Here is a 26,034-nt window from a genome sequence, read left to right on the forward strand (position 1 = left end):
CTGGTTATTAGTTTTTAAGTAACAAATAAGTTGTTGTTGCTAATGAAAGTAAGGTAATAATCGTTGTCAAAGATTCTATACCTGTTCTTCCGGTACCCCAAGTTTTTTGTTTTAGTGGCTTAACATAGATATAATCATTAGGCTGCAGATAGAAGCAAGGCGAACTGGTTGCATTGCTGTCCGTTAAATCGATACTAAAGGTTTCACTACCTTGGGGAAATCTTCTTATCACTTTTACATCTTTTCGATCGCCCGTAATTTCAATATCACCAGAATTAGCGATAGCTTCCATTATATTAACCTTATCTTGATAAAGAATTTTTGTTCCTGTACTTCCAACTTCTCCATTAATGGTGTAGCGAAAACCCGATAGTTTAACCGTAACAAAAATACCCGCTTCCGTTTTGAAATATTGATCTTGAAGCATTTTTTCTATTTTAATTCTGACCTCTTCTACCGTAAAACCTAAAACATTAAGTTCACCTAGAATAGGCAACTTAATATTTCCATGATCATCAATAGAATATCCGTTAAAATAATTACTGCTTTCACCACCAGCAGTAACACCCGGACTTAAATTACTATTAAATATTTCTACTAACTTAGGGTCTATTGCTCTAATATTTACTATTAATATGTCATTTGTCTGTAATCGGTAAGGCTTTTGATTTACGGGTTCTACTACTTGATTACTGGAGTTATTCTTGTTTTGTAAATAAATTAAATCCTTGTTTGGTATACAGGAAGTTAGTAGTAAGCTGAAGAGAAACAATAAATATATTTTGGGTTGGTTCATTATTTTAAATAAAAAATTAGCAAACAAAGATAGTTTTTCAATTGTAATTACAAAAATGTAGTTTAGATATTATTAGGTTATATATTCTTCAGCGTATTTTCAAAAGGAATTCGATTGACAATACTGCGTCCCAAAGTAACTTCGTCGGCATATTCCAATTCATCACCAACAGCAATTCCACGAGCAATGGTAGAGGTTTTTATATCCATATCTTTTAGTTGTCTGAAAATAAAGAAATTTGTTGTATCGCCTTCCATTGTTGAGCTTAATGCAAAAATTAATTCTTCGATTTCGCCCAATTTTACTTTTGTAACCAATGACGCAATATTCAACTGGCTAGGACCAATGCCATCAATTGGCGAAATTTTCCCACCTAGAACATGATAAATTCCCTTAAACTGATTGGTATTTTCAATCGCCATCACATCGCGCACATCTTCTACTACACAAATAATTTTATGATTTCTCTGAGGATTATTACAGATTTCGCACACTTCAACATCCGAAATATTGTGACAATTAACACAAAATTTAATTTCATCTCGCATTGTGGTTAGCGCCTCAGCTAAAAATTGGGTTTGCTCTGATGGCTGTTTAAGTAAATGCAAAACCAAACGCAAGGCCGTACGTTTGCCAATTCCAGGCAATTGCGCCATCTCATTTACAGCTTTTTCAAGCAATTTTGAAGAAAATTCCATGGCGCAAAAGTAACAAAATTGAACCTTAGATTACTAGGTTTTAAGAATGTTAGCCAATATATTTTTATTAACATTTCATTCTTTACAAATAACTGCACAACCGAACAACCAAACCCCCAATTTTTAGTATTTTGGCTCACTGTAAAACCCAATCCATGACACCAACTACAATTCTAGTTATTATCATTATTTATTTCGGATTATTGATTTTGATTTCGAATAGGGTGAGCAAAAAAGGCTCTGATAACAATACGTTTTTTAAAGCCAATAAAAACTCGAAATGGTATTTGGTCGCTTTCGGAATGATTGGAACAGCGCTTTCGGGCGTGACTTTTATTTCGGTCCCAGGAGAGGTTGGAAATCCCGATTTACAATTCAAATACTTCCAGTTTGTACTCGGAAATGCGATTGGCTTTTTAATTATTGCAACGGTTTTGCTTCCGCTGTATTACCGAATGAATCTGACTTCAATTTACAGCTACATTGAGCAAAGACTTGGTGTTGTGAGCTATAAAACCGCCGCAACTATCTTCTTGATTAGCCGAACAATTGGTTCATCATTTCGATTGTATTTGGTTGTCATTGTATTGCAACGCTACGTATTTGACGCCTTCAACATTCCATTTGCTCTCACCGTTTTGATTTCTCTGGCATTGATATTTGCTTACACCTATCGCGGCGGATTGAAAACTATAATTATTACGGACACTTTACAAACGTTCTTCTTAGTTTCTTCTGTTTTTCTAACAATTTATTTCATTTGCGAGAGCATGGATTTATCGTTTTTCCAAGCATTTGAAGCCGTAAAAAACAGCAATTATTCCAAGGTTTTCTTTTTTGAAGATTATCTCAAAGGAAATTATTTCTGGAAACAGGTTTTGGGTGGAATCTTCGTGACAATCGCTATGGTCGGATTGGATCAAGATTTAATGCAGAAAAATCTCAGTTGCAAAAACATCGGCGAAGCGCAAAAAAACATGTACACCTTCACGGGAATATTTGTACTAATCAATATTTTCTTTTTGAGTGTAGGCGCCTTACTATACTTATATGCAGCAAAAAACGGAATCGGAATTCCAATGGTTGGCGACGTAAAGAGAACCGATTTATTATTTCCTGAAATTGCATTTAATCATTTGACCCTTATTCCGTCCGTAGTTTTTTTATTGGGATTGACTGCAGCAACCTTCGCCACAACTGATTCGGCTTTAACCGCTTTAACAACATCGTTTTGCGTTGATTTTCTTGGTATGGATAAAGAAAAAAACCAAAACAAGCCCAACATTGTGCGAACGCGTCATTTAGTACATGTTACGTTTTCGATATTGATGTTTTTGGTAATTATCGTTTTCAATTCACTTAATGATAAGTCGGTAGTTACGATGATTTTTAAAGTAGCCAGTTACACTTACGGTCCGCTTTTAGGATTGTATGCTTTTGGATTGTTTATGAAATCGAAAACGGTACATGACAAGTTTGTGCCATTAATTTGCATTCTTTCACCAGCAATCTGCTTTTTGATCAGCAAGTATTCCGCTGTTCTTCTAGGAAATTATGTAATCGATAACGAACTAATCATCGTCAACGGACTGATTACGTTTATTGGATTATTTTTAATCAGCAAACCAGCAACCGAAAACACAAGATACTAAGGTTGAAAATTCGTAATTCGTAATTCGTAATTCGTAATTCGTAATTCGTAATTTTTAATTCTAATACTGATTCGTCGCCAATAAAACCAGCGTACAAGCAACCTCAACTTTAATTCCGTTGCTTTTTAATAATTGATAAAACTCCGGATTCTCTGTTCCAGGATTGAAAATTACACGTTTCGGTTTCGTCTCGATAATATAATTGTAGTAATCGCGCTGACGTAACGGATTTAGATACAACGTAACCGTATCAATATTAGCCAATGGAATTTGTTTAGTATAAATTTTAACATCTGCAACTTCGCCCTGATTTTGACCAATTGCAAGCACAGAATGTCCTTTATCTACAAGTGCATTTATAGCTTTAAAGGCATATCTATCCGGTTTTGTAGTTGCGCCTAGCACTAAAGTTTTTTTATTTTTCATAGTTTTCATTTCTGATTGCCAAAGATAATGCTAACTTTATAATCACGAAGAATTATTTAACTTCAATTTCATATTCAAAGTGAATCTCACTATTTATCTTTGCCAAAAAAACTATGGAGATTTTTATTTTTCTATTTGCAGCTCTTTTTTCGGTTCTGAATCCGATTGGAACCGTTCCAATATTTGTTGGATTAACCCAAGATTATTCTAAAAAAGAACGCTCACGCGTGGCACTTTTGACTGGAATTAATGTATTTATCATTCTAATTATTTCCTTTTTCTTGGGACAATATGTTTTGCAGTTTTTTGGCATCACCATTTCAGCGCTTCGAATTGCAGGTGGAATTATCATCGCTAGTTCCGGATTTGGATTACTTAACGGAAAATTCAATAAAAATAAAGGAATTAACAAAAAAGTACAACAAGACATAGAAAACCGAAACGAAATTGCCTTGACGCCTTTAGCAATGCCAATGCTTGCTGGACCAGGTTCGATTTCGTTACTTATTGCGTATTATCAGGAACACCATTCGGCTTCCGACATTATTTGGTCGTGCATAGCAATTTTGATTGTAGCAATTCTGATTTACATTATTCTTCGCAGTGCACATTATTTGGCAAAATACCTTGGCGCATCCGGAATTGTGGCCATTTCCAGAATTGTGGGCTTCCTTACCATTGCTATCGGGATTCAATACATCATCAGTTCCGTATTGAGTATAATAAGAGGAATTTAAAAACCGTTAAAGTGTAATTTAAACTAACTTTATGAAAAATTGCACAGATGAGAATACTTTTAACTGGCGCTAATGGCTACGTAGGACGAAGATTGTTGCCCGAACTTTTATCACAAGGCCATCAGGTAGTGTGCTGTGTTCGCGATCAAAATCGACTTGGGTTAGATAAGGCAACTCTCGAAGCGGTCAGCGTTTGGGAAGTCGATTTTCTTGACGAACCCAATTTTGATGGTCTTCCAACACATATAGATGCAGCGTATTATCTTATTCACTCCATGAGCTCTTCTGTTTCCGATTTTGATACCATGGAATCAAAATCTGCAGAAAATTTCAATCAGTACATGGATAAAATCGGTGTAAAACAAGTAGTGTATTTGAGCGGGATAATAAATGACAGTCATCTTTCAAAGCACTTACAATCCCGAAAAAATGTTGAAGAAATACTTTATAAAGGAAATTTTAAAACTACTGTATTGCGTGCAGGAATAATCGTTGGATCTGGAAGTTCTTCTTTTGAAATTATTAGGGATTTATGTGAAAAACTACCGGTTATGATTACACCTAAATGGGTGCTAACCAAATGCCAACCAATTGCAATTCGAGATGTAATTCAATATTTAATTGGCGTTTTATTGCGAGAAGACTGCTATAATGATTCTTTTGATATTGGTGGCCCAAATGTAATAACCTACAAAGAAATGATGCTACTTTATGCCAAAACTAGAGGTATTAAATTATGGATTTTAACCATACCCGTAATGACGCCGAAGTTATCGTCTTATTGGTTGTATTTCGTAACCTCAACTTCATATAAATTGGCTATAAATCTAGTAGATAGTATGAAAATGGAAGTCATCTGTAATGACAACCGTTTGCAAAAACTACTCCATATAAAACCCATAACTTACGTTGATGCGATTAAGTTAGCTTTTATAAAAATCGAACAAAACTTGGTAATCTCCAGCTGGAAAGACAGTATGGTCAGCGGAAGATTTGGACACAACTTTTCAGAATTTGTACAAATACCAAAATTTGGATGTCTGAAAGACCATCAAAGCTTAAAACTTGAAAATCCGGAACAAGCTTTACAAAACATTTGGTCCATTGGTGGCGAACGCGGGTGGTATTATGGCAATTGGCTTTGGCGAACACGCGGTTTTTTAGACCGATTGGTTGGCGGAGTTGGTGCACGAAGAGGAAGAACGCATCCTACCCATTTGGATAGCGGAGATGCTTTAGATTTCTGGCGTGTATTGCTTGCTAATAAAGAAGAAAGACGCTTATTGCTGTATGCTGAAATGAAATTACCGGGCGAAGCTTGGCTCGAGTTCAGGATTGATGAAGACAACACTTTACATCAAATTGCGACTTTTCGTCCCAAAGGATTATGGGGAAGATTGTATTGGTATTCTTTAGTGCCATTTCATTTTTTCATCTTTGGCGGAATGATAAAAAGAATTGCGAATTCTGAATAAAAAAAGCCCAAAATAAATTTGGGCTTTCTGGTTTATAATTTTAATTTTCTATTCTTTAGGAAGAAATATTTCTGCCATCATACAGCGCGCACTTCCACCACCGCAAGCTTCGATAGTATCTAACGACGAATGGATTATTTCTACATGAGCTTCTAATTGAGAAATTTGTTTTTTGGTCAAACTTTTATAGGCTGATTCACTCATTACCAAATATCGTTTATCGTCTTTACCTTTTACTTCAAGCATATTTCCCGCGAAGTTGTTTACTTGATCCTCTGTGATTAAAATGATCTCTTTATCATCACCGCGAAGACTATCCAAAACCATTTTGCGTTCTTTTTTATCATCGATACAATCGGCACAGATTACTGCAAAAGTATCGCCTAAGCACATCATAACATTCGTATGATAAATCAGTTTTCGTTCACCATTTACCGTTTGAAATGCCTCAAAAATTACTGGCGTAAACTCGAAATCCTCGCAGAATTCAATCATTAATTCCTCTTCAGCTCTTGGCGATAGCGCACAATAAGCCTTTCCGTTTTCTCTATCTAATAATAAGCTTCCGGTTCCTTCAAGGAAAATTCCATCGTCTTCCGCCTGAGTATAATCCATGATTTCCTTGATTACAAAACCATCGTCTTCTAGAACATCAAGTAGGTCTTCTCGACGTTCGGAACGTCTATTTTTAGCAAACATTGGATACAAAACTACATCACCACTTTCGTGAAAAGAAATCCAGTTATTCGGAAAAATACTGTCGGGTGTATTGGGTTCTAAAGTATCTTCTACGACCGTTACATTGACACCCACTTTACGCAATTTGGTAACAAAAACATCAAATTCTTGTTGGGCTTTCGCATTGACTGTTTCTGGGGATAGTCCGTCAAGAACTTTTTGGTAATAATTGTTGATTGCCGTCTGCTCGTTCATTCTGAAAGCAACGGGACGAATCATCAAGATTGAATTGGTTGTTTGTTTCATTTTGTGATTTTTAGATAATAATTTAGCCTCGTCGCTTTTATAGTAATCCAAAGATAACAAAACTCCAGACAAACGGAAACAAATAAAAAAGTTAGTTTCTCTTGACAAAAAAATCCTATCTTGGGCTGATAATTTTTAGTTTTAGAACAAATTTTACGAACTTTCAAATAGCAATTAGACCATAAATAAAATGAAATTAATCACCTACTCCACCTTATTATTTTTAATTAGTATTTCATCGTACTCCCAAACAATTCTGAAAAATTATAAAATCGGACACAGCTTCGACCTCAGTATTCCAGATTACATGTCGAGAACCGTTGGCCTTAATGAATCCGCGGCAGTTCAATATAAAAATGAAGTGAAAGATGTTTACAGTTTTGTAATCGAAGATAGTAAGGAAGAGCTGCTTTTGGCTGATTTGAATTTCACTTCAATTAATGAATTTTATGAAAATTTCATTAAAGACTTTGCTAAAGATGAAAAAAGTAGAGAAGTGTCTAAGCCAATAGAAACAAAGAAAAATAATATAAATTTTATTGAGGCGGATCTAACGTATTTAGACAGTGAAGCAACTGTTCAAATATATTATTTGTTGGGTATTGTAGAAACAAAAACGTCATTCTACAAAATAATCTCATGGACCGCTGCAGAGTCAAAAGACAAGTTTAAAGAAGATTTTAGGAAAATCTTATACAGTTTGAAAGATTAAAATGTAAATACAACAAGCATTGCTTTCTACCATAATTATCAAACAAATAAGTCTTGGATTTAGAACCATCTGAAATTGATAACCAAGTTCTGACAATTAGCTACTTTCCAAGTGGTACCTTTCCAGTTCCGTTGGTTGCCCCGTTTGTTCCAGTTCTGTCAGAGGCTGTTCCATGATTTCTAGGTTGTGAGGCACATGAAAATAATAAAATTGCCATAAAGGCCATCAAGCCAATTCGAAAGTTGAATAGTGTTTTCATAATTTCTTATTTTAAGTACAGTAAATATAACGCCATTACAACCTCAAAAACTTATAGCTTTGCGTGATATTATTGCATAATTGCAGCGAAAATAATCTTATTTCAAAACATAAAAAAGCACTCTTTCGAGTGCTTTTTTTTTAAACTACAAAACAATGTTTAATCCAATTTTGAAGTTTCTTCCTCGTGTGGAGTATCCCACATTTTCAACAAATTCTTGATTCAGAATATTAGTTGCTGCACCAAATACCGTTAGGCGACTTTTGATCAATTCGTATTTTATTAAGGCATTAACCAATTGATAAGAACCTAACTTGGTGGTGACAACACCAAAAGTATTGCCATCAAAAAACGCATCATTTCGGGCGTTGAAATACTGATAACTTATATTAAAAAGTGTCCTGTTTGTGGGTTGAAAATCCAAACCAGCATTTGCTTTGTGCTTTGGAATCAGTCTATCTAAGGCTTTATCAACTTGAGTGAAGGTATAGTTTCCGTTGAATCGTAATTTTGAAGTTATCGCGATATTCAAAGCTGTTTCCATACCTTTTGCTTTGGTTTCCCCATTTACGTTGACATAAAAAGCATCAAAAGTTAAGGGATCAAAAAAGAAGTCAATGGCATTATTTTGATCTCTGTAAAAGGCAACTGCATTCCATTTTACTTTTTTGTTTAGCAATTCGGTTTCAAATCCCGCTTCAATAGTTGCATTTTTTTCCGGTGTTAAATTGGCGTTGCCATATTCAGAATACAATTGATACAAGCTTGGCGTGATGTAAGCAGTACTGTAAGAAGCTAAAACTTTCAGCGGAAACGAAGTTTTGAAATTGTATGACGGATTGAAATTGTACACAAAATTATTACCATAAGCACTATGATTGTTCAATCGGGCACCAGCGTTTACGTTCAACCCAAAATCTGAATTATACACTAGGGTTGTGTAACCGTCAACGATGTTAAATTTGGTGCTTTCGCTTTCGATAGTACTGAATGGTGTTTGGCTTTTCATATCATTAAATAAATAATTGACCCCTAAAACCATAAACAGTTGCTTGCTCAAATTGTATTTATTAAAACCATCCAAAACAACACTTCTTGATTCATATAACGAATAGTCAATTGTGTTTGAGAAAGTATTCAACTCGTCATAATCCCGCTTAATTTTGGTAAAACCCGAATTTAAAATGAATTCTCCTTTGTTGTATTTGTATTTTGGGACGACTCCAAAACGAATTTGTTCCGAAGTAGTTACGTTAGCATCCGTGTCATTAAAACCCGTATTATCAAATGTCAAATCATAGTCATTTTTGATTCGGTCATAATTTCCAAAAAAATCTAACGTCAGTTTTTCTGTTGCTTTAAAGCCTAATTTTGCTAAAAGGTTTTGTCTCGAAAAGCTATCGGGTTCATACTCTTTTCCAGCAACTTGTGACATTCCTTTGGTTTCCGTGCTATTTACTCCAGCAAAGTAATTTACTTTTTTATAGTTTCCGTTTACCGATAATCCTTGGTTAAAATCTTGTCCATTATAATGATGATTTTCGGCGGTAGTATTGGAACCTATGTTTACATAAGCATTACCTTCTATTTCCTTTTTAGCAGACTTTTTTAGCGTAATATTAATCACTCCAGTTGCTGCTCCGGTACCATATAAAGTACTTGCTGCGCCTTTCATAATCTCAATGCGTTCTACTTGTTCTACCGGCAACAAGCGTAAATCATATTCAAAACTAATTCCAGAAGCATCTGTAACCGGAATTCCGTCAATCAATATCAAAATCTGACGGTTTTTCCCACCACGAATGTAGTAACCTAGATTTTTTCCATTGGCAGATTGATTTCCGTTAATTTCCATTCCTGAAACCTGACTTAAAACCGTAGCCAAACTTTGCCCGGATTTTTTTTCTAAATCTACCGCGGTAATTACCTCAATAACTTTTCCCGATTTTTCTTTGCTTTGTGCAAATTTGGTGTCTGAAACGACAACTTCATTTAGCGAATTCACTTTGATGGAATCCTGTTCTTGAGCCATAGCACAAGATGTTACCAATGCAAAAGCCGCACTGATTTTAAATAATTTTTTCATTCAATCTGAATTTATTCTAGAATCTCTCGACTCTAAAAAATTTAAATAATTGTGGGAGAAAAGCATAGAATTTACCCATACCCAAACCTCTTTTCCCGAAAGTTTGTTACTCTGATGAATGAGGCAGGTCTCCTGGCTTGCGTCTTGTTGTTGACCTTCCCATTCTTGATATTAAATTTTTAATATTTAATATTAGATATTTATAAAATCTAATATTTGAAATTTAAAATCTACTATTTCAAACAGTGGTTTTGTAGATAACAACAAGCTTAATAGCTTACAGTTGCGGGAACAGCTTTAGATTTAAAATATTAGATTTTAGATATTAGATTTAGGCATTAATTCCTAATTCATAATTCTAAATTCGTAATTCTTCACTAAATTCCCTTTTAATGCGATTTTGAAAAACAGAAATCGCAACCTTAATTCGGGTGCAAAGATAACACAGAATAAGTTTAAACCTAAAAATATTTCCTTAGTTTTACCTAACTTTAAAATGGCTGATTATGAAAAAGTTATTACTTATTGTATTGGTTTCGAATTTTGCTTTTTCCCAACCTGGTATTGAGATAAGGCTGGTGAACCCAAATGTGGGCAATCCTAATTACTATTGGAATGGATTTGATTACATAAGTACGAACAGTTCTAATGATGCAGGATTAAATGCTATTTTGTCGGCTTAAAATGTTATTGAAGGATATCTGACCAATGAAGTACATCCTTATCCTGATTACGTCGGAAAAATAAAAATCATAAGAGGTACTTTTCCAGCGCAAATGATTGCCGATTTACTTGCCTATTCTACTGTTATCGAATCAGCAAAAATTACCAATAATTATGAGTTCACAGATGCAACTAGATTACAGTTAGTGAATTTAAACATAGGCGCTCCTGTTGGAACTTCAAATAATATTATAGTTACTAATGACGCAGGATTGAATACCATTTTTCAAAATTTTAATGTTTTTTATTATGTTCAAAGCTATCCTTCATCTAATGTAAATAGTACTTTGAGGTATTACACTACGGTTTGTGACTGTGATAAAAATCTTTTAAATGCTGCTTTATTAAATTATGCTTCGGTTATTCAGACAATAGAATCAGTAAATGGAGGAGTAATGCTTTCCAATCCACAATTTGACAAACCAAAAGCTGTCATTTCTCCGAATCCGTTTCCAAGAAATTTTGATATAGAAACTGAGCAGACGATTGTCAATTATGCTATAATAGATATTAATGGAAAAACAATTTCTAACACAACTTCAAAAGCTGAATTAGACTATCAATCTTCAAAATTAAGTGCCGGAATGTATATTCTAAATCTCGATTTTGAAAACGGTCAAAAAGCGAATTATAAATTGATGAAAAAATAAAAAAGATTTTAAGGGTTTCCTTTTACCTTTGCAGCACTTGCAAAACATCCTTATGAAATCTATTGTATCTAAAATTGCGTTGTCATTTGTTTTATTGATTATTTACAGTTGCAAAACCGAAACAAAACAGGAAATTGCAGTTTCTTCAGCCAACACTGTTCGCTACGCTAAAGGTTTTTCTATTGAAAATTACACTGGATATTCTGTTGTAACGGTTAAAAATCCGTGGCCAAAAGCGAGTAAAACTTACACCTACATTCTTCAAGAAAAAGATGGAGTTCTTCCGGATAGTTTAAAACAAAATCCGATTATTCGTATTCCGATACAAACCATAGTCGTAACTTCTACAACGCATATTCCTTCACTCGAAATGTTAGACGAAGAGAATTCATTGATTGGTTTTCCGAATCTAAATTATATTTCATCAGAAAAAGTAAGAGCCCGAATTGATGCTGGAAAAGTAAAAGAATTGGGTAATAATAAAACTTTAAATACCGAAGTAATTCTCGATTTGCAGCCAAATATAATCATCGGGTATGGCATTGACAACAACAATCCAACATTAGATAACCTTCAGAAAAGCGGTTTAAAAGTTATGTTAAACGGCGATTGGAACGAAGAAACGGCTTTAGGAAAAACCGAATGGATTAAGTTTTTCGGAGCTTTATATGGCAAACAAAAACAGGCTGACGAATTGTTTACTAAAATTGAAGAAGATTTTTTAAAAACCATTGAAATTGCAAAACTAGCGACTTCTACTCCGACCATTTTAGCAGGTGATATGTTCGAAGATCGATGGTATTTGCCAAAAGGAACGAGTTGGGGAAGTCTATTACTAAAACAGGCAAACGGAAACTATTTATGGCAGGAAACCAGCGGAACAGGAAGTTTGTCTTTATCGTTTGAAACTGTTTTTGAAAAGGGAAAAAATGCAGCTTTCTGGATTACTTCTGGGCAGTTTTCTAGCTTAAAAGAAATGACCGACTCCAATCCACATTATGCCCAATTTGATGCTTTTACCAATAAAAATGTATATTCGTTCAGCGGAAAAAAAGGGAAAACTGGTGGAATTCTTTATTATGAGTTAGCACCAAACCGTCCAGATATTGTATTGAAGGATTTGGTAAAAATAATGCATCCCGAATTGTTAGCGGGTTACGAACCTTTTTTCTTTGAAAAACTAAGGTAACCACAGATTTTACAGAAAAGCACAGATAAAAAAATGTTCAAAACCCGAAATACACTTCTTTTCACTTCATTGTCAGTGCTATTGCTATTGACATTGTTGTTGAACCTTTCCTTTGGACAAGTTTCGATTCCGATTAAAGATGTTTTCAGCAGTTTGTTTGGTGGTCAAGCCTCTAAAGAAACTTGGGACTATATTATAATTAATTTCCGTTTACCGAAAGCAATTACGGCCATTCTTGTTGGAATCGGACTTTCAGTTTCGGGTTTGTTGATGCAGACTTTATTCCGAAATCCTTTAGCCGGACCTTATGTTCTTGGATTGAGTTCGGGTTCTAGTTTAGGCGTTGCTTTTGTGATTCTCGGCTCTGGATTTTTACCCGCAATTTTCTCTCAGTTCTTATTATCTTCTTATGGAATTATCCTGGCTTCGTGCATCGGAAGTTCCTTGGTTTTACTGATGATTCTAATTGTTTCCCAACGCTTGCGAGACACGATGTCCATTTTGATTGTAGGATTGATGTTTAGCAGTTTTACAGGAGCAATTGTGAGTGTGTTTTCCTACTTCAGTACGGCGGAACAACTACAGAAATATACGTTTTGGTCAATGGGAAGCCTTGGTAATTTATCATGGCTGAATATATCCATTTTGGCAATTTCTATCTTTGTTGGAATGTTATTTAGCTTATTTTCTCTGAAATCCTTAGACGCATTATTATTAGGGGAGAATTATGCGAAAAGTATGGGATGGAACCTAAAGAGATCACGTTACCTTATACTATTTGCAACAAGTATTCTAGCTGGAAGTATTACCGCTTTTGCTGGCCCAATTGCTTTTATTGGTTTAGCGGTTCCGCATTTAGGAAAATTATTGTTCCAAACGAGTAACCATAAAATATTGTTTTTTGCAACGCTATTAATCGGTGCAATTATTATGCTTTTTTGTGATACGGTTTCGCAAATGCCTGGCTATGATTTTACGTTACCCATCAATGCGATAACGTCTATTATTGGGGCGCCAATTGTTATTTGGTTGATTGTTAGAAAAAGAAGTATGCAATGAAAAATTTAGATAAACCCAACTTACTTTCCACTTCAAATTTATCCATTGGATATCAATCCAAAAAGGAGAAAAAAACTATTGCCGAAAATCTAAATCTGAATTTAGAAAAAGGAAAACTTATTTCATTAGTTGGAGCAAATGGAATTGGAAAGTCAACTCTTTTACGCACCATTACTGGAATTCAGAAACCTATAGCTGGAGCTGTTACGTTAAATGACAAAGACATTTTTGATTACGATCCTTTGGAACTGGCTCAGAATTTGAGTTTGGTTTTAACCGAGAAGTTACCACCCAGTAATTTGACGGTTTTTGAATTGATTGCTTTAGGGAGACAGCCTTATACGAATTGGCTCGGCAAACTTTCGGAAGAAGATTTGAAGAAAGTAAACCAGGCGATTGCACTCACACATATTGAACATTTGACAGATAAAAAACACCATGAAATCAGTGATGGTCAGATGCAAATTGTGCTCATCAGTAGAGCATTGGCACAAGATACGCCGCTAATAATTCTGGATGAACCGACAACTCATTTGGATTTATTTCACAAAGTCTCGGTTTTTAAACTATTGAAAAAGTTGTCCAAGGAAACCAATAAATGCATCTTGTTTTCGACTCATGATATCGATCTGGCAATACAACTTTCGGATGAAATGATTGTAATGACTGAAGATAGCATTGTTCAAGATGAGCCATGTAATTTGATTTCCAGAGGTATTTTCGATACCTTATTCAAAGATGAAAATCTCTTTTTTGACAAGGAAAAAGGAAAATTCAGTTTTAAGAATTTATAATATTTATATTTGTGTTAACTCTAAAATGATTAAAATGACGTTGTTTCTGAAAATTGCCGTATTTTTTTTCGTTAGTGTATGTGCTGCACAAACCGATGTAGAATTAACTCCACAAGGTTTTGCAACATTGGAACTAAAAACGCCAAACAAACCTGTAGATAAGTTAATTCAATCTTCCAAATCATGGGCTGCGTATTTCAATAAAAAAGGATATGATGTATCAGAAGTAACTGAAAATTCAATAATAATACAGGCTAAAATCTTGAATGCGTATTACACTTATAATGTTGGTGTTAAATACAATTACGATATTGAATACCTATTAAAAATCGAATTTCAAAGCACTAAAACATATACCGTGAGTATTTCGGTAAAAGAAATTTACACCGAAAATATAGCTCTTAAAACTAGAGTAGCCAATTTTTTTACTTCAGACGGTAAGGTCAAAAATGATTTTAAAGATGCCAAACCTTCATTGGAAAATAGCATCAATAAAGTATTAAAATCGTATACTAATTTTATTGTGCAGTAATTTGCCTTTTGGCTTCTCCAACTACAAACGCTACCGAATTGGCAATGTTGTAACTCCGAATTAAGCTTGACATTGGAATGGTCAGATGATTTTCGAATAATGCTAAAACTTTGTTACTCAAACCCACGCTTTCTTTTCCGAAAACCAACCAATCCCCGTCTTGAAATTCCGCTTCATAAATCGATTTATCGGCGTGTGAACTCATTAGGAAAACGCGCGATTTATCTGGAATTATAGCAATCCATTCTTCTACATCTTTATATTCGGTTACATCCAAATGCACCCAATAATCCAAACCGGAACGTTTCAAATTCTTATCATTAATCACAAATCCAAAGGGATGAACTAAGTGCAAACGACTTTCGGTACCCACACACAATCGACCAATATTTCCTGTATTGTTTGGGATTTCGGGTTCTACTAAAACAACATTAAGCATTTGGGTATTCGGTTATTTGGTTATTTGTAAAAACTTTGCACTTCGCGAACTTCTCCGGCTTTTAAGTTATGTAAATGTATGTTTCCGACTCGGATTCTTACTAACCTAAGTGTTGGAAACCCAACGGCTGCAGTCATTTTTCGGACTTGGCGAAACTTGCCTTCTGTCAGCGTGATGGAAACCCATGAAGTTGGACCATGACGCTCATCTCGAATTCTTCGTCCTTCGCCAATCGCTTCAGGAAGTTTGGATATGATCCTAGCTTCGCACTTTTTCGTTGTGTAACGAATTCCTTTAAAGCCTATTTCAACACCGTTTTTCATTTGCTCAATAGCATATTCTGTAACTATTCCGTCTACCTGCGCATAATATTCTTTTTCTACGGATGTACTGCGCACCATTTCACTCATCGTTCCGTCCGTTGTCAGCAATAGTAATCCTTCTGAATCTTCGTCTAAACGTCCAATAGCCATGGTACCTTCTGGAAAATCATATAATTCACCGAGTTTCTTCTTATTTCGTTTTTTCTCGTAAATAAACTGACTCAAATAGCCGTGCGGTTTATGAAGGATAAAATGTTGGGCAGCAGGCATATAATAGATTAAGATTATATAATGGAATGTTAAAATTGTATAAACGACTGGACAAAATTAAAGCTAATTTTATCATATCAAATTAAAAAATTCAAAGTTATGAAAACACTATACTCACTTTTCATCAATTTTGCTTCCTTAGTTTTAGGATATGCATTCGTAACTAATTTGAAATATTCATTTGAATTCAGCTATCTTATATTCATGGCAATGTTAATTATTTTGTTTTTTATTTCCCTAGTTTTAAGCTTTTTAAGATTTTCGAAACGAACAAAATCCAGAACATTATTTTACAATAGCTATTCCGACAGAAGAACAAAAAATCAAAAATTCGACAAATATTATTCTTTTATGAATAAATGAATTATTGACAATGCTTATTAAGCTTCAAAAAAAAGGCCATCCTTAACGGATAGTCTTTGTTTACTTAGAATTCAAAACTATTACTGTCGGCTTTGAACGTAATCTGATAATTCATCAACATTAGAACTGAAGGAAAAAATTCCATTTAATTTGAAATAATTTCTTGGTTCGATACAAAAATCATAAGCATATTTTGCAAAATCTAACTTATTGTCTTCAAAGTTAAAGGTATTCGCTATTAGTATAATTTGATCTACATTCAAACAATTGGCAGTGATTACTTGTTTGGCAGTTTTTAAGCGTGTTTCCTCAAAACTTTGCTTTTTGATTGTCGCTAAAGCAGCATTAAAGTTACCAGAAGTCATGCACGCTCTTCCTCCACAACCTCTAACTGGTTCTGCATAACCTGTATCCGCAGGATGGCCAGAATGTGCAGTAGTGGTAGTAGTTTGCGTAACAGAACCGCCACCCATATTGTCATTTATAGAAATTCCCATATTTACTCCTCCTACATTTACACCCACACCTATATTAACACCGTCTGTTTGTGTGGTTGTTGTAGTTTGGGAAACAACACCTCGAACTGGAGGTGGTGCAGGTTGACCATAATGAATCACATGTACACTTGATGGGGGAATAAAATCGGGTCTAACTGGAATTGAAGAAAAATAATTTAACTTCATTTTTGTTTTGTTATTCTTATCTCTACGGATTTTATAGGTTACGTCCATAAAAATTCCATCAACATCAGTAATCATCAAATTATTTTTTGATAGATCCATCAAAGAATTGTCGGCAAATTTAACCTTAGCATTATAATAAGGTTGATTTAATTCTTCCACTCTAAGATTCGATTGCGGAACATCGTTAATCACTTCTCCGTTTAGGATTAATGTAAACTTATCTCCATCTTCAGAGAATACATTCAAATGTCCGTATGGACCAAATTGTGCAAAGCTAATTGCTGAAATCATCAATACAGCTATTAAAGTAATTGTTCTTTTCATAAAATCATTAATTAAAAGTGTGTAAATATAATTTATATTTTATCAAAATCCCAATTTCAAAAATGGTGACAAAGACCTAGAGTTATAAAAAAATGAGTCTTTAAATGTAATTGTTTCTATGTATCTTTAAACTTTTAAAAAATATCCAAAAAAATGAGTGAAAATTTAGTTCTTATCGTGGCTTTTATCATTGCCTTAGCCATTGGGATTTATTTAGGTAAAGCGCTTTTTAAAGCCAATTCCACATCCGAAAAAGCATCTTTAGAGGAAAAAATCAACGGATTATTTTCACAAATCAATCAGTTGAAAGAGCAATTTCAAAATGAGCGCAATCAATTTGAAAAGCAGATTTTATCAGACAAAATTGATTTTGAAAAGCAGTTAGTAACATCTAATACGGAGAAAGAAACTATTCGTTCTGAAAAAGAGTCTTTAGCGATTCAGCTATCCAAAAAAGAAACCGATTTTGATAATCTTTGGGAACGCAACAAAGAACAAAAAGAAGAAGTCGAAAAGCTTCAGGAAAAATTCACCAAAGAATTTGAAAATTTGGCCAACAAAATCTTGGAAGAAAAGACCTCAAAGTTCACCGAACAAAACAAAGAAAATTTAAAAAACATACTAACGCCTTTACAAGATAAAATTCAGCTTTTTGAAAAGAAAGTCGAAGATACGCACAAAGAAAGTATTGATTACCATGCAGCTTTGCGCCAACAAATTTTAGGCTTGCGCGAAATGAACGAACAAATGAGCAAGGAAACGTTGAATTTAACCAAAGCACTAAAAGGCGACAGTAAAATGCAAGGAAATTGGGGCGAATTGGTTTTGGAACGCGTATTAGAAAAATCGGGTTTGGAAAAAGGCCGTGAATATGAAGTTCAACAAAGTTTTACCGCAGAAGATGGCAGTCGCGTTTTCCCGGATGTGGTGATAAATCTTCCGGATGGTAAGAAAATGATTGTCGATTCGAAAGTGACTTTGACTGCTTACGAACGTTACATTAATGAAGAAGATGAAACTGAAAAAGCGCAGTATTTAAAAGAACATATCATGTCGATAAGACGTCATGTGGATCAATTAGGCAGTAAGAATTACCACGATTTATATCAGATGGAAAGTCCCGATTTTGTGTTATTATTTATCCCGATAGAATCTGCCTTTGCTTTGGCTTTAAATGAAGATACCACACTTTATAACAAAGCCTTTGAAAAAAACATAGTGATCGTTACGCCTTCCACTTTATTGGCAACTTTACGTACCATTGACAGTATGTGGGCGAATCAAAAACAACAAGAGAATGCGCTGGAAATTGCACGACAAGCAGGCGCTTTATATGATAAATTTGAAGGTTTTGTTTCGGATTTGGTAAAAGTTGGAAACAAAATTAAAGATTCGAAAACAGAGTATGACAATGCAATGAACAAATTAGTGGACGGCAGTGGAAACCTCATCAATCGAGTTGAAAACTTGAAAAAAATGGGCGCCAAAGCCAAAAAATCATTGCCTGAAAACATCCTTTTAAGAGCCACTACAGATGAACAATAACTTTAAAACCGTAGCTTCTTCCAAAATTGCAATTTCGCAATTAATGTTGCCTTCGCATACTAATTTTAGTGGTAAAATTCATGGTGGTTACATTTTGTCCTTGTTAGACCAAATTGCATTTGCTAGTGCTTCCAAATTCTCTGGACATTATTGCGTTACGGCTTCTGTTGACACAGTCGATTTTCTAAATCCAATTGAAGCTGGAGAATTAGTAACAATGAAAGCGAGTGTTAATTATGTGGGTAAAAGCTCGATGATAGTTGGTATACGAGTTGAATCAGAAAATATCCAAACCGGAAAAGTAAAACATTGTAACTCGAGCTATTTTACAATGGTTGCTAAGGACAAAAACGAAAATAATATTGAAGTTCCAGGATTAAAGTTATCAAACGATGATGAAATTAGGAGATTTTTTAAGGGCATCAAACAAAATAGTTTGAAAAAAGAAAGAAACGAGCACGAAGAAATTTTTGACTTTAAATCGGAATCTGCTATGAAGATATTAAAGTCTTATCGTGTTAAATTATAAGTTTTTTAAAATTTTCCTTGAACAATTCATATAAATAAGTAACTTATTTTGCCACTACTTAAATAAATGGTATTATTTCCAAATTATTTCTTATTTTTGAAATCCACAATAAAAAACTATGAAAAAAAATTATTTTGCATTTGCCCTTTGCATACTTTTTACTAGCTTATACATCTCGTGTTCAGACCAGGACGATGAATATCTTCCTGTATCCCCTGTCACTGTTGATTTAACTTTGGTTCCTTATCCAAAATTATCAGATTACAAATTTTTTACAGGAGACCTGAAAAATCAAGAGCCATCTCTAAATGTCCTTCCGTATGAACCCGCCAGTTCTCTTTTTACTGATTACGCCTCTAAAAAGAGATTCATCTGGATGCCAAATGGTGTTGCAGCGACTTACTTAGCAGATAATAAGATTTTGGAATTCCCAGTGGGCACTGCATTGATTAAAACCTTTTATTACACCACAATTCAGCCAAACAATTCTACAAAAATTATTGAAACTCGGATAATGATAAGACATTCTACTGGATGGAAGTTTTATGAGTATGTATGGAATGACGAACAGACAGATGCTATTTTACTTTCAGGAGTTGACTTTACAAATGGAAGTTCAAAAAACATCACATTTGCAAAACCAAGTGGTGAAATTGTAACTACAGACTACAGAATTCCGTCTGACGCAGAGTGTTTTGCCTGTCATAAAATCAATGAAATCGCAACACCAATTGGAGTTAAACCGCAAAACCTTAATCACAGTTATACCTACGGAACTACAACTAAAAACATACTACAGAAATTAGTGGAACAAGGCTATTTGCAAAGTTATCCATCAACTATTGTTTCAACAGTAGATTATCATGACACAACAAAGCCACTAGATTTAAGAATGCGTTCCTACTTGGATATCAATTGTGCGCACTGTCATCAGGATGAAGCGCGCTGTTATTACAGACCTATTCGATTACCTTTCAGTCAAACAAATATCGATTCATTTATTGGCACTTGTTTGTTAGCCGACGAGCCCATAAGCCCAACATTACAAAAAATTATCACTCCAGGAAATTATAGCAAATCAATTATGCATTACCGCTTGAGTACAAACGACGAAAGTGAAAGAATGCCGTTACTAGGAAGAACCATAGTGCATGACGAAGGTGTTGCCCTTTTGCAGGAATATATTTCGTCTTTAACACAATCTTGTAATTAATATAAAAAAAATAAAATTCGTACCATGAAAAAAATTACATACTTAATTGTTCTGTATTTTAGTATTTCATTAGCTATGGCTCAAGGAGACTGCAGCAGTGCAACAAGTGTTACATTAAATTCAACTACAGTAGCGCCGCCTTTTACAGCCGAAACGGGAACTCCGCCAACACTTTTTTGTAGTTTAAATAACAACAACGGTTTACCGACAAAAGGAAAATGGTATAAATTTACTGCTACACAAAATATCAACATCACTGTGTCTGCCGTTTTTTCCCAAAACAATAATACTGATACACGTTTGTTGGTTTACTCTGGAAATTGTGCCGCATTAAATTGTGTTGGTGCAAATGATGATTTTAATGGAGGCCTTACTTCGCAAGTAAGTTTTGCAGCAGCAACAGGGACAACTTATATTATTGCTTTTGACAACCGCTATAGTTCAAACGGTTTTACTTTTTCAGTGATGGAAGCAGCTCCACCTGCACCAGACAGATTGGGATTTACCTCTCAAAATATTGCAGGTATTACAGGCGGATACAACAACTGTATTGCTGATATGAATGGAGATTTTTTAGATGATATCGTTTCTGCAGTTAGTACAACACAATTAGCTATTTCCTATCAGCAAGCTGGTGGTACTTTTTCAACAGCAACTTACGCGATTCCTAACACTTCTGTATTGCCTTCATGGAGTATTGCAGCAGGAGATTATGACAACAACGGTTTTAATGACCTGATTTATGGTTCAGGAAGTGGAGTAGCATTTTTAAAAGCAAACAGCGATGGAACGGGATACACTACCGATAGAAAAACACAATCGTATTTGGTTCAAAGAACTAATTTTGTCGATATCAATAACGATGGTAAATTAGACGCATTTGCTTGTGATGACAATGCTCCTAACAGATATTACATGAATGACGGAACAAATTTGAACCACATACAAGGTGGAATTGGTGATTTTCCATCAGGTGGAAATTACGCTTCAAACTGGTTTGATTTTGACAATGATGGCGATGTAGATATGTACTTGGCAAAATGTGGTCAAGGTGGTTCTGGTGTTGGCGGCAATATTGATCAACTACATAGAAATAATGGTAATGGAACGTTCACAAACGTAGCAACAGAAGCAGGTATGGCTAATCCAGAACAAACATGGTCTGGCGCTTGCGGTGATTTTAATAATGACGGATGGATGGATGTAGTAGTGGGTGTAAACTCGGCTTCTAATGGATATACCAACGTAAAAAGAAATAATGGTGACGGCACATTCACAAGCGTCACATCAGGTTCAGGATATGATACCAACTCGGGCTTAGGCAGAGAATATATCGCAGAGGATTTTGACAATGATGGTTTTCTGGATGTTTTAGGATCTGGAAGTACCATTATGTTTGGTGATGGTAATTTTCATTTCACGCCTAATCCAAACACCTATAATATTTCTTCAGTTGACCGACCTGTTGGTGATTTAAATAATGATGGATTTTTAGATATTCAAAACGGAACTTCAGTTTTATTCAACAATGGAAATACAAACAAATGGATCAACGTTAACCTTCGTGGGATTGTAAGTAACAGAAATGGCATAGGTGCCAGAGTTGTAATTTATGGTTCATGGGGACAACAACTTAGATATGTGCAAAGCGGAACCGGATTCCAAAACATGAGTACCATTACGGCTCACTTTGGTATTGGTCAAGCTACAACTATCAATCAAGTAGTAATAACGTGGCCATCAGGAACGATTGACACCCTTACTAATGTGACGCCAAATCAAAACCTTTTAATCGTTGAAGGTGCAACACTAGCCCTAAACTCATTCAATAACGGAGTATTTGCGGTATATCCAAACCCTGCAAAAAACATGGTTAACATTCAATTGCAAGACAATCTTAACGTAACACTCAAATCAGCTTTAGTTTATGATTTAACCGGTAAAGTTGTGCTTTCTATAAACGATATAACACAACCAATCAACGTAGAAAAATTACCGATTGGAACTTACATCTTATCAATTTCTGACACAAATAACAAAAGCTATTCTCAAAAATTTATCAAAGAATAACTAGCCATACTGCAGTATTTAGAAGAACGTCTCAAATTTTGGGACGTTTTTTTATGTCAATTTATATTAAAACTAAAACCATAAGTATCGTCTTTCAGAAAGAAAAAAATTTATTCTGTCAACTATTAATTTGAATAGAACTCTAGCTTTTAATTGATTACACTTGACCTAATTGCGAAAATAATTATTACATTTGAAATTATTTTATTTTTTTTTATGAAAAAACAGTACTTTCAGGCGATTACGCTCTTTTTATCGATATTTATTTTTATCTCTTGTTCGGATAACGAAGATGACTATATTCCGGTTTCTCCTGTTACAGTTGATTTAACTCAAGTTCCGTATCCAAAACTATCTGATTATAAATTTTTCGAAGGAGATTTGAAAAACCTGACTCCAGCGTTAAATGTTTTACCCTACCAACCTTCATCTTCATTGTTTTCTGACTATGCTCATAAAAAAAGATTTGTTTGGATGCCGCAAGGAACAAAAGCAACCTATATTTCAGACAGTAAAGTTTTAGAATTGCCTATTGGAGCTGTTCTGATAAAAACTTTTTATTACGATAATGTACAGAATATAACTCCGGTTGGTGGCTCACGAATAATTGAAACACGTCTTATGATTAGAAAAGCATCAGGATGGATATTTGCAGAATATGTATGGAATACTGATCAGACAGAAGCCTATCTTGATATGGCTGGAAGTAATACAGATGTTTCTTGGAAAGACGAAAATAATGTTATAAAAAGTACTAGCTATAGAATACCAACAGAAGTTCAATGCATAATTTGCCATAAAGTAAAACCTGCGCCCGGAACAACAGATCCAGAAATTTACATTCCGATTGGTATTAAACCACAGAATCTTAATTTCAGTTTTAACTATGGTACCGAAACTAAAAATCAACTCACTAAATGGGCTGAGAAAGGCTATTTAGAAAATAATTTTACCCGACCAACAGCGGAGAATACTGTAATAGATTATAATGACAACACCAGACCTTTGGAAACAAGGGTTCGCTCCTATTTAGACAGTAATTGTTCCCATTGCCATGCCATTGACAGACATTGTGATTACCGGCCAATGCGTTTTGCGTTTAATCTAACGGGCGGTTCTAACGGACAAACAATGATGGGAGTTTGCGTCGATACAGAAGACTATAGCTTCGCACCGGCATTGACTAAAATTGTGAAACCCGGAAACATAAACAGATCAATGCTTTATTACAGATTAAACACAACAGATGAATCAGTCCGAATGCCTCTTCATGGCAGAACAATACTGCATGAAGAAGGAATCGCTTTAATAGAAGAATGGATAAATTCACTAACGACTTGTCCATAAAAGTAACCAAACAATTTAAATCAAAAACATGAAAAAAATTACTTTAATTATCACATTGCTCTTTATGGTGCAAGTATCTATTGCACAGAATTCTTGTACGGGTGCTCAGGTACTATCCGGCCCCGGAATTTACACGGTAGGTGTCATTAATGGAACTGTACCAACACTTATTTGTGCTGACAATGGCGCTAATACGCAACCTAATCCTGCTGGAGAATGGTTTATTTACACCCCAACAGCAAATCATACTGTGACGGTAAGTACTGATATCGCTGCAAACACTCCAAGAAAAGATACACGTGTTCATATTTACATAGGAACATGTGCTGCTTTAACTTGTTTAACGGGTAATGATGACGGAGGTTCCGATTTTTCATCAGTAGCATCTTTCAATGTTACTGCAGGAACTTCTTATATAATTGCTTTTGATAATATGTGGTTAAATACGGTACAAAATACGGGATTCAGTTTCCAATTAACAGAAAGTGCCGTTGTGGTTCCGCCTGTAATTCCAATTACGTATAACGTCCAGACTATAGCTACTGTCAACAGTTCATACAATTTATGTGTTACCGACATGAATGGTGACCGTATTGATGATATCGCTGGTGTTAGTGCTAATAACCTTAGAGTACATCAACAAGGCGCTGGCGGTACATTTACCATTACCGATTATCCTGTTGCAGGGACAAGTTTCATGCCTGGATGGAGTCTTGCCGGAGGTGATTTCAATAAAGATGGAAAAACCGATTTAATTTTAGGAAGCGGTCAAGGGCTTTCTGTATGGAAATCTGTTGGCACAGGGTATACAAGCATAACCCCCGGAGATTATATTTTCTGCCAAAGAACAAATTTTGCCGATTTAAATAACGACGGTAATCTTGATATTTTCTCTTGTCACGATATCGCTCCAAACTGCTATTACTTGAATGGTGGCGGGGCAACGAACCCTTTGACCTTTTATCAATCTAATGTAACCCCTGGTGCTATGAAACTTGGTATTGGTGGAGGAAATTATGCCACTTTATTTACTGATTTTGACAACGATGGCGATACAGATGTTTTCATTTCGAAATGTTCAGGACCTCCGTGTGAACTGCATAGAAATGATGGAAACGGCGTTTATACCGATATTTCAGCACTAGCTCAAATTAACGTTACTCCAATCCAAACATGGTCATCTGCTATTGGTGATTTTGACAATGATGGCGATATGGACATCATTATCACGGCAAGTTCTGGATCACATAAGTACTTTAGAAATAACCTCGATACAACAAACAGCACCGAAGAAGCGTTTACCAATATCACTGTTGGTTCAGGATGGGACACTAATACTTCTACAAACATTGACAATGTAACTTATGATTTTGATAATGATGGATTTCTTGACGTATTAGGCGGTGGAAACAAAATTATGTTCAACCAACACAACAGTACTTTTGCATCTGTAGCTTATTCTGGAATTTCAATTGGCGCGGTTGGTGATTTAAATAGTGATGGTTTCCTTGATATTTTGAATGGAAACACCGTTCGCTATGCAGTTCCAAACACCAATAAATGGCTAAAAGTTGGACTACAAGGAACTCAAAGTAACATCAACGGAATTGGCGCTCGTATTGAAATTTACGGTGCTTGGGGCAAGCAAATTAGAGATATCAGAAGTGGTGAAGGATTTAAATATATGAGTTCTTTAAATGCTCATTTTGGAATTGGACAAGCAACTACAATCGACCAAGTAATTGTAAGATGGCCTTCTGGAATTATTGATACTTATACTAATGTAACACCTAATCAAATGCTATTGGTGGTTGAAGGTGCTACATTAGCTGTAAACTCATTCAATAACGGAGCGTTCGCTTTATATCCAAATCCGGTTAAAGATGTTATAAACATTCAATTGGATACTAATTTAAATGTTACTCTTAAATCCGCTTTGGTGTATGACTTAACCGGTAAAGTAGTGCTATCTGTAGACGATTTAACACAACCGATCAATGTTGAAAAACTAGCCACAGGAACTTACGTTTTATCAATCTCTGATGAAAATAATAAAAGTTACTCTCAAAAATTCATCAAGCAATAGCAATTTAAACTACTAAAAAAAGCGTCCCGATTTTAATTGAATCGGGACGCTTTTTTTATATTATTTCGAT

The 26,034-nt window shown here is 34.9% G+C and carries 25 protein-coding genes and 1 riboswitch; of the genes, 16 read left to right on the forward strand and 9 right to left on the reverse strand.

Annotated elements, in window-relative coordinates; genetic code table 11:
* Positions 1-7 precede the first annotated feature (7 nt).
* Together PSU83_RS00035 and recR are read right to left on the reverse strand one after the other, a co-directional pair.
* Positions 8-796 (reverse strand): polysaccharide biosynthesis/export family protein, encoded by a 789-nt coding sequence (locus tag PSU83_RS00035; protein ID WP_300585322.1) that lies wholly within the window; start codon positions 794-796, stop codon positions 8-10.
* Between the two features lie 77 nt (positions 797-873).
* Positions 874-1,494, reverse strand: a complete 621-nt coding sequence (gene recR, locus PSU83_RS00040; protein ID WP_300585324.1) for a recombination mediator RecR — start codon at positions 1,492-1,494, stop codon at positions 874-876.
* Positions 1,495-1,649: 155 nt separating this feature from the next.
* On the opposite strand from recR, the gene PSU83_RS00045 reads away from it, so the two are divergent.
* Positions 1,650-3,146 carry a sodium:solute symporter gene (locus tag PSU83_RS00045; protein WP_300585326.1) on the forward strand — a complete coding sequence of 499 codons (1,497 nt, stop codon included), beginning with the start codon at positions 1,650-1,652 and terminating at the stop codon, positions 3,144-3,146.
* A 60-nt stretch (positions 3,147-3,206) separates the two neighbouring features.
* Here PSU83_RS00045 and PSU83_RS00050 read toward each other — a convergent pair whose 3' ends face one another.
* Positions 3,207-3,572 carry a CoA-binding protein gene (locus tag PSU83_RS00050; protein WP_300585328.1) on the reverse strand — a complete coding sequence of 122 codons (366 nt, stop codon included), beginning with the start codon at positions 3,570-3,572 and terminating at the stop codon, positions 3,207-3,209.
* Positions 3,573-3,685: 113 nt separating this feature from the next.
* Here PSU83_RS00050 and PSU83_RS00055 point away from each other — a divergent pair, with 113 nt between their 5' ends.
* Positions 3,686-4,309, forward strand: coding sequence for a MarC family NAAT transporter (locus PSU83_RS00055; protein WP_300585330.1), 624 nt, complete (start codon positions 3,686-3,688; stop codon positions 4,307-4,309).
* 47 nt (positions 4,310-4,356) lie between these two features.
* Complete coding sequence (locus tag PSU83_RS00060; RefSeq protein WP_300585332.1) at positions 4,357-5,784, forward strand: SDR family oxidoreductase; 1,428 nt, start codon at positions 4,357-4,359, stop codon at positions 5,782-5,784.
* 48 nt (positions 5,785-5,832) lie between these two features.
* On the opposite strand, the gene ctlX is transcribed toward PSU83_RS00060, so the two are convergent.
* On the reverse strand, positions 5,833-6,768 hold the full coding sequence (gene ctlX / locus PSU83_RS00065) for a citrulline utilization hydrolase CtlX (RefSeq protein ID WP_300585334.1): 936 nt from the start codon (positions 6,766-6,768) through the stop codon (positions 5,833-5,835).
* A 190-nt stretch (positions 6,769-6,958) separates the two neighbouring features.
* Here ctlX and PSU83_RS00070 point away from each other — a divergent pair, with 190 nt between their 5' ends.
* Positions 6,959-7,480, forward strand: a complete 522-nt coding sequence (locus PSU83_RS00070) for a hypothetical protein (protein ID WP_300585336.1) — start codon at positions 6,959-6,961, stop codon at positions 7,478-7,480.
* Positions 7,481-7,580: 100 nt separating this feature from the next.
* Here the strand turns inward: PSU83_RS00070 and PSU83_RS00075 are convergent, their stop codons facing one another.
* Together PSU83_RS00075 and PSU83_RS00080 are read right to left on the reverse strand one after the other, a co-directional pair.
* Positions 7,581-7,739 (reverse strand): hypothetical protein, encoded by a 159-nt coding sequence (locus PSU83_RS00075; protein ID WP_300585338.1) that lies wholly within the window; start codon positions 7,737-7,739, stop codon positions 7,581-7,583.
* Between the two features lie 145 nt (positions 7,740-7,884).
* On the reverse strand, positions 7,885-9,825 hold the full coding sequence (locus PSU83_RS00080; protein WP_300585341.1) for a TonB-dependent receptor plug domain-containing protein: 1,941 nt from the start codon (positions 9,823-9,825) through the stop codon (positions 7,885-7,887).
* Between the two features lie 104 nt (positions 9,826-9,929).
* Positions 9,930-10,265: riboswitch (cobalamin riboswitch) on the reverse strand.
* A gap of 66 nt (positions 10,266-10,331) precedes the next feature.
* Here PSU83_RS00080 and PSU83_RS00085 point away from each other — a divergent pair.
* The 6 genes from PSU83_RS00085 to PSU83_RS00110 all read left to right on the forward strand — a co-directional run bounded on the left by PSU83_RS00085 (position 10,332) and on the right by PSU83_RS00110 (position 14,772).
* Positions 10,332-10,508, forward strand: coding sequence for a hypothetical protein (locus tag PSU83_RS00085; protein ID WP_300585344.1), 177 nt, complete (start codon positions 10,332-10,334; stop codon positions 10,506-10,508).
* Between the two features lie 93 nt (positions 10,509-10,601).
* A complete protein-coding gene (locus PSU83_RS00090; RefSeq protein ID WP_300585347.1) occupies positions 10,602-11,198 on the forward strand; it encodes a T9SS type A sorting domain-containing protein in 597 nt (198 codons plus the stop codon).
* A gap of 52 nt (positions 11,199-11,250) precedes the next feature.
* Positions 11,251-12,387 (forward strand): ABC transporter substrate-binding protein, encoded by a 1,137-nt coding sequence (locus PSU83_RS00095; RefSeq protein ID WP_300585349.1) that lies wholly within the window; start codon positions 11,251-11,253, stop codon positions 12,385-12,387.
* A gap of 33 nt (positions 12,388-12,420) precedes the next feature.
* Positions 12,421-13,446: an iron ABC transporter permease gene (locus PSU83_RS00100; protein ID WP_300585351.1), complete on the forward strand. Its 1,026-nt coding sequence runs from the start codon at positions 12,421-12,423 to the stop codon at positions 13,444-13,446.
* Positions 13,443-14,240: an ABC transporter ATP-binding protein gene (locus PSU83_RS00105; RefSeq protein WP_300585353.1), complete on the forward strand. Its 798-nt coding sequence runs from the start codon at positions 13,443-13,445 to the stop codon at positions 14,238-14,240. Before PSU83_RS00100 ends, PSU83_RS00105 begins: the two co-directional genes overlap by 4 nt.
* Before the next feature lie 34 nt (positions 14,241-14,274).
* Positions 14,275-14,772 (forward strand): hypothetical protein, encoded by a 498-nt coding sequence (locus PSU83_RS00110; protein ID WP_300585355.1) that lies wholly within the window; start codon positions 14,275-14,277, stop codon positions 14,770-14,772.
* On the opposite strand, the gene PSU83_RS00115 is transcribed toward PSU83_RS00110, so the two are convergent.
* The 3 genes from PSU83_RS00115 to PSU83_RS00125 all read right to left on the reverse strand — a co-directional run bounded on the left by PSU83_RS00115 (position 14,759) and on the right by PSU83_RS00125 (position 17,174).
* Complete coding sequence (locus PSU83_RS00115; protein ID WP_300585357.1) at positions 14,759-15,211, reverse strand: tRNA (cytidine(34)-2'-O)-methyltransferase; 453 nt, start codon at positions 15,209-15,211, stop codon at positions 14,759-14,761. The two genes, PSU83_RS00110 and PSU83_RS00115, sit on opposite strands and share 14 nt — an antisense overlap.
* A 20-nt stretch (positions 15,212-15,231) precedes the next feature.
* Positions 15,232-15,804: a pseudouridine synthase gene (locus PSU83_RS00120; RefSeq protein ID WP_300585358.1), complete on the reverse strand. Its 573-nt coding sequence runs from the start codon at positions 15,802-15,804 to the stop codon at positions 15,232-15,234.
* A 443-nt stretch (positions 15,805-16,247) separates the two neighbouring features.
* Complete coding sequence (locus PSU83_RS00125; protein ID WP_300585360.1) at positions 16,248-17,174, reverse strand: DUF4476 domain-containing protein; 927 nt, start codon at positions 17,172-17,174, stop codon at positions 16,248-16,250.
* A 153-nt stretch (positions 17,175-17,327) separates the two neighbouring features.
* On the opposite strand from PSU83_RS00125, the gene rmuC reads away from it, so the two are divergent.
* From rmuC to PSU83_RS00155, 6 genes are all read left to right on the forward strand, one after another.
* Positions 17,328-18,719 (forward strand): DNA recombination protein RmuC, encoded by a 1,392-nt coding sequence (gene rmuC, locus PSU83_RS00130; RefSeq protein WP_300585362.1) that lies wholly within the window; start codon positions 17,328-17,330, stop codon positions 18,717-18,719.
* Positions 18,709-19,248, forward strand: coding sequence for an acyl-CoA thioesterase (locus tag PSU83_RS00135; protein ID WP_300585364.1), 540 nt, complete (start codon positions 18,709-18,711; stop codon positions 19,246-19,248). The genes rmuC and PSU83_RS00135 overlap by 11 nt, the downstream gene beginning before the upstream one ends.
* Before the next feature lie 118 nt (positions 19,249-19,366).
* A complete protein-coding gene (locus PSU83_RS00140; protein ID WP_300585366.1) occupies positions 19,367-20,461 on the forward strand; it encodes a hypothetical protein in 1,095 nt (364 codons plus the stop codon).
* A gap of 24 nt (positions 20,462-20,485) precedes the next feature.
* Positions 20,486-22,531 (forward strand): FG-GAP-like repeat-containing protein, encoded by a 2,046-nt coding sequence (locus PSU83_RS00145; protein ID WP_300585368.1) that lies wholly within the window; start codon positions 20,486-20,488, stop codon positions 22,529-22,531.
* Positions 22,532-22,747: 216 nt separating this feature from the next.
* Positions 22,748-23,878, forward strand: coding sequence for a hypothetical protein (locus PSU83_RS00150; RefSeq protein WP_300585370.1), 1,131 nt, complete (start codon positions 22,748-22,750; stop codon positions 23,876-23,878).
* A gap of 28 nt (positions 23,879-23,906) precedes the next feature.
* Positions 23,907-25,964 carry an FG-GAP-like repeat-containing protein gene (locus PSU83_RS00155; RefSeq protein ID WP_300585371.1) on the forward strand — a complete coding sequence of 686 codons (2,058 nt, stop codon included), beginning with the start codon at positions 23,907-23,909 and terminating at the stop codon, positions 25,962-25,964.
* The last annotated feature ends 70 nt before the right edge of the window (positions 25,965-26,034 follow it).

This window comes from Flavobacterium sp. (genome assembly GCF_029945805.1).
GTDB lineage: Bacteria > Bacteroidota > Bacteroidia > Flavobacteriales > Flavobacteriaceae > Flavobacterium.

Bases quoted from the DNA above. Each gene is read 5' to 3' on its own strand.
- PSU83_RS00035 (WP_300585322.1), bottom strand. From the start codon at position 796: ATGAACCAACCCAAAATATATTTATTGTTTCTCTTCAGCTTACTACTA.
- recR (WP_300585324.1), bottom strand. From the start codon at position 1,494: ATGGAATTTTCTTCAAAATTGCTTGAAAAAGCTGTAAATGAGATGGCG.
- PSU83_RS00045 (WP_300585326.1), top strand. From the start codon at position 1,650: ATGACACCAACTACAATTCTAGTTATTATCATTATTTATTTCGGATTA.
- PSU83_RS00050 (WP_300585328.1), bottom strand. From the start codon at position 3,572: ATGAAAAATAAAAAAACTTTAGTGCTAGGCGCAACTACAAAACCGGAT.
- PSU83_RS00055 (WP_300585330.1), top strand. From the start codon at position 3,686: ATGGAGATTTTTATTTTTCTATTTGCAGCTCTTTTTTCGGTTCTGAAT.
- PSU83_RS00060 (WP_300585332.1), top strand. From the start codon at position 4,357: ATGAGAATACTTTTAACTGGCGCTAATGGCTACGTAGGACGAAGATTG.
- ctlX (WP_300585334.1), bottom strand. From the start codon at position 6,768: ATGAAACAAACAACCAATTCAATCTTGATGATTCGTCCCGTTGCTTTC.
- PSU83_RS00070 (WP_300585336.1), top strand. From the start codon at position 6,959: ATGAAATTAATCACCTACTCCACCTTATTATTTTTAATTAGTATTTCA.
- PSU83_RS00075 (WP_300585338.1), bottom strand. From the start codon at position 7,739: ATGAAAACACTATTCAACTTTCGAATTGGCTTGATGGCCTTTATGGCA.
- PSU83_RS00080 (WP_300585341.1), bottom strand. From the start codon at position 9,825: ATGAAAAAATTATTTAAAATCAGTGCGGCTTTTGCATTGGTAACATCT.
- PSU83_RS00085 (WP_300585344.1), top strand. From the start codon at position 10,332: ATGAAAAAGTTATTACTTATTGTATTGGTTTCGAATTTTGCTTTTTCC.
- PSU83_RS00090 (WP_300585347.1), top strand. From the start codon at position 10,602: ATGATTGCCGATTTACTTGCCTATTCTACTGTTATCGAATCAGCAAAA.
- PSU83_RS00095 (WP_300585349.1), top strand. From the start codon at position 11,251: ATGAAATCTATTGTATCTAAAATTGCGTTGTCATTTGTTTTATTGATT.
- PSU83_RS00100 (WP_300585351.1), top strand. From the start codon at position 12,421: ATGTTCAAAACCCGAAATACACTTCTTTTCACTTCATTGTCAGTGCTA.
- PSU83_RS00105 (WP_300585353.1), top strand. From the start codon at position 13,443: ATGAAAAATTTAGATAAACCCAACTTACTTTCCACTTCAAATTTATCC.
- PSU83_RS00110 (WP_300585355.1), top strand. From the start codon at position 14,275: ATGACGTTGTTTCTGAAAATTGCCGTATTTTTTTTCGTTAGTGTATGT.
- PSU83_RS00115 (WP_300585357.1), bottom strand. From the start codon at position 15,211: ATGCTTAATGTTGTTTTAGTAGAACCCGAAATCCCAAACAATACAGGA.
- PSU83_RS00120 (WP_300585358.1), bottom strand. From the start codon at position 15,804: ATGCCTGCTGCCCAACATTTTATCCTTCATAAACCGCACGGCTATTTG.
- PSU83_RS00125 (WP_300585360.1), bottom strand. From the start codon at position 17,174: ATGAAAAGAACAATTACTTTAATAGCTGTATTGATGATTTCAGCAATT.
- rmuC (WP_300585362.1), top strand. From the start codon at position 17,328: ATGAGTGAAAATTTAGTTCTTATCGTGGCTTTTATCATTGCCTTAGCC.
- PSU83_RS00135 (WP_300585364.1), top strand. From the start codon at position 18,709: ATGAACAATAACTTTAAAACCGTAGCTTCTTCCAAAATTGCAATTTCG.
- PSU83_RS00140 (WP_300585366.1), top strand. From the start codon at position 19,367: ATGAAAAAAAATTATTTTGCATTTGCCCTTTGCATACTTTTTACTAGC.
- PSU83_RS00145 (WP_300585368.1), top strand. From the start codon at position 20,486: ATGAAAAAAATTACATACTTAATTGTTCTGTATTTTAGTATTTCATTA.
- PSU83_RS00150 (WP_300585370.1), top strand. From the start codon at position 22,748: ATGAAAAAACAGTACTTTCAGGCGATTACGCTCTTTTTATCGATATTT.
- PSU83_RS00155 (WP_300585371.1), top strand. From the start codon at position 23,907: ATGAAAAAAATTACTTTAATTATCACATTGCTCTTTATGGTGCAAGTA.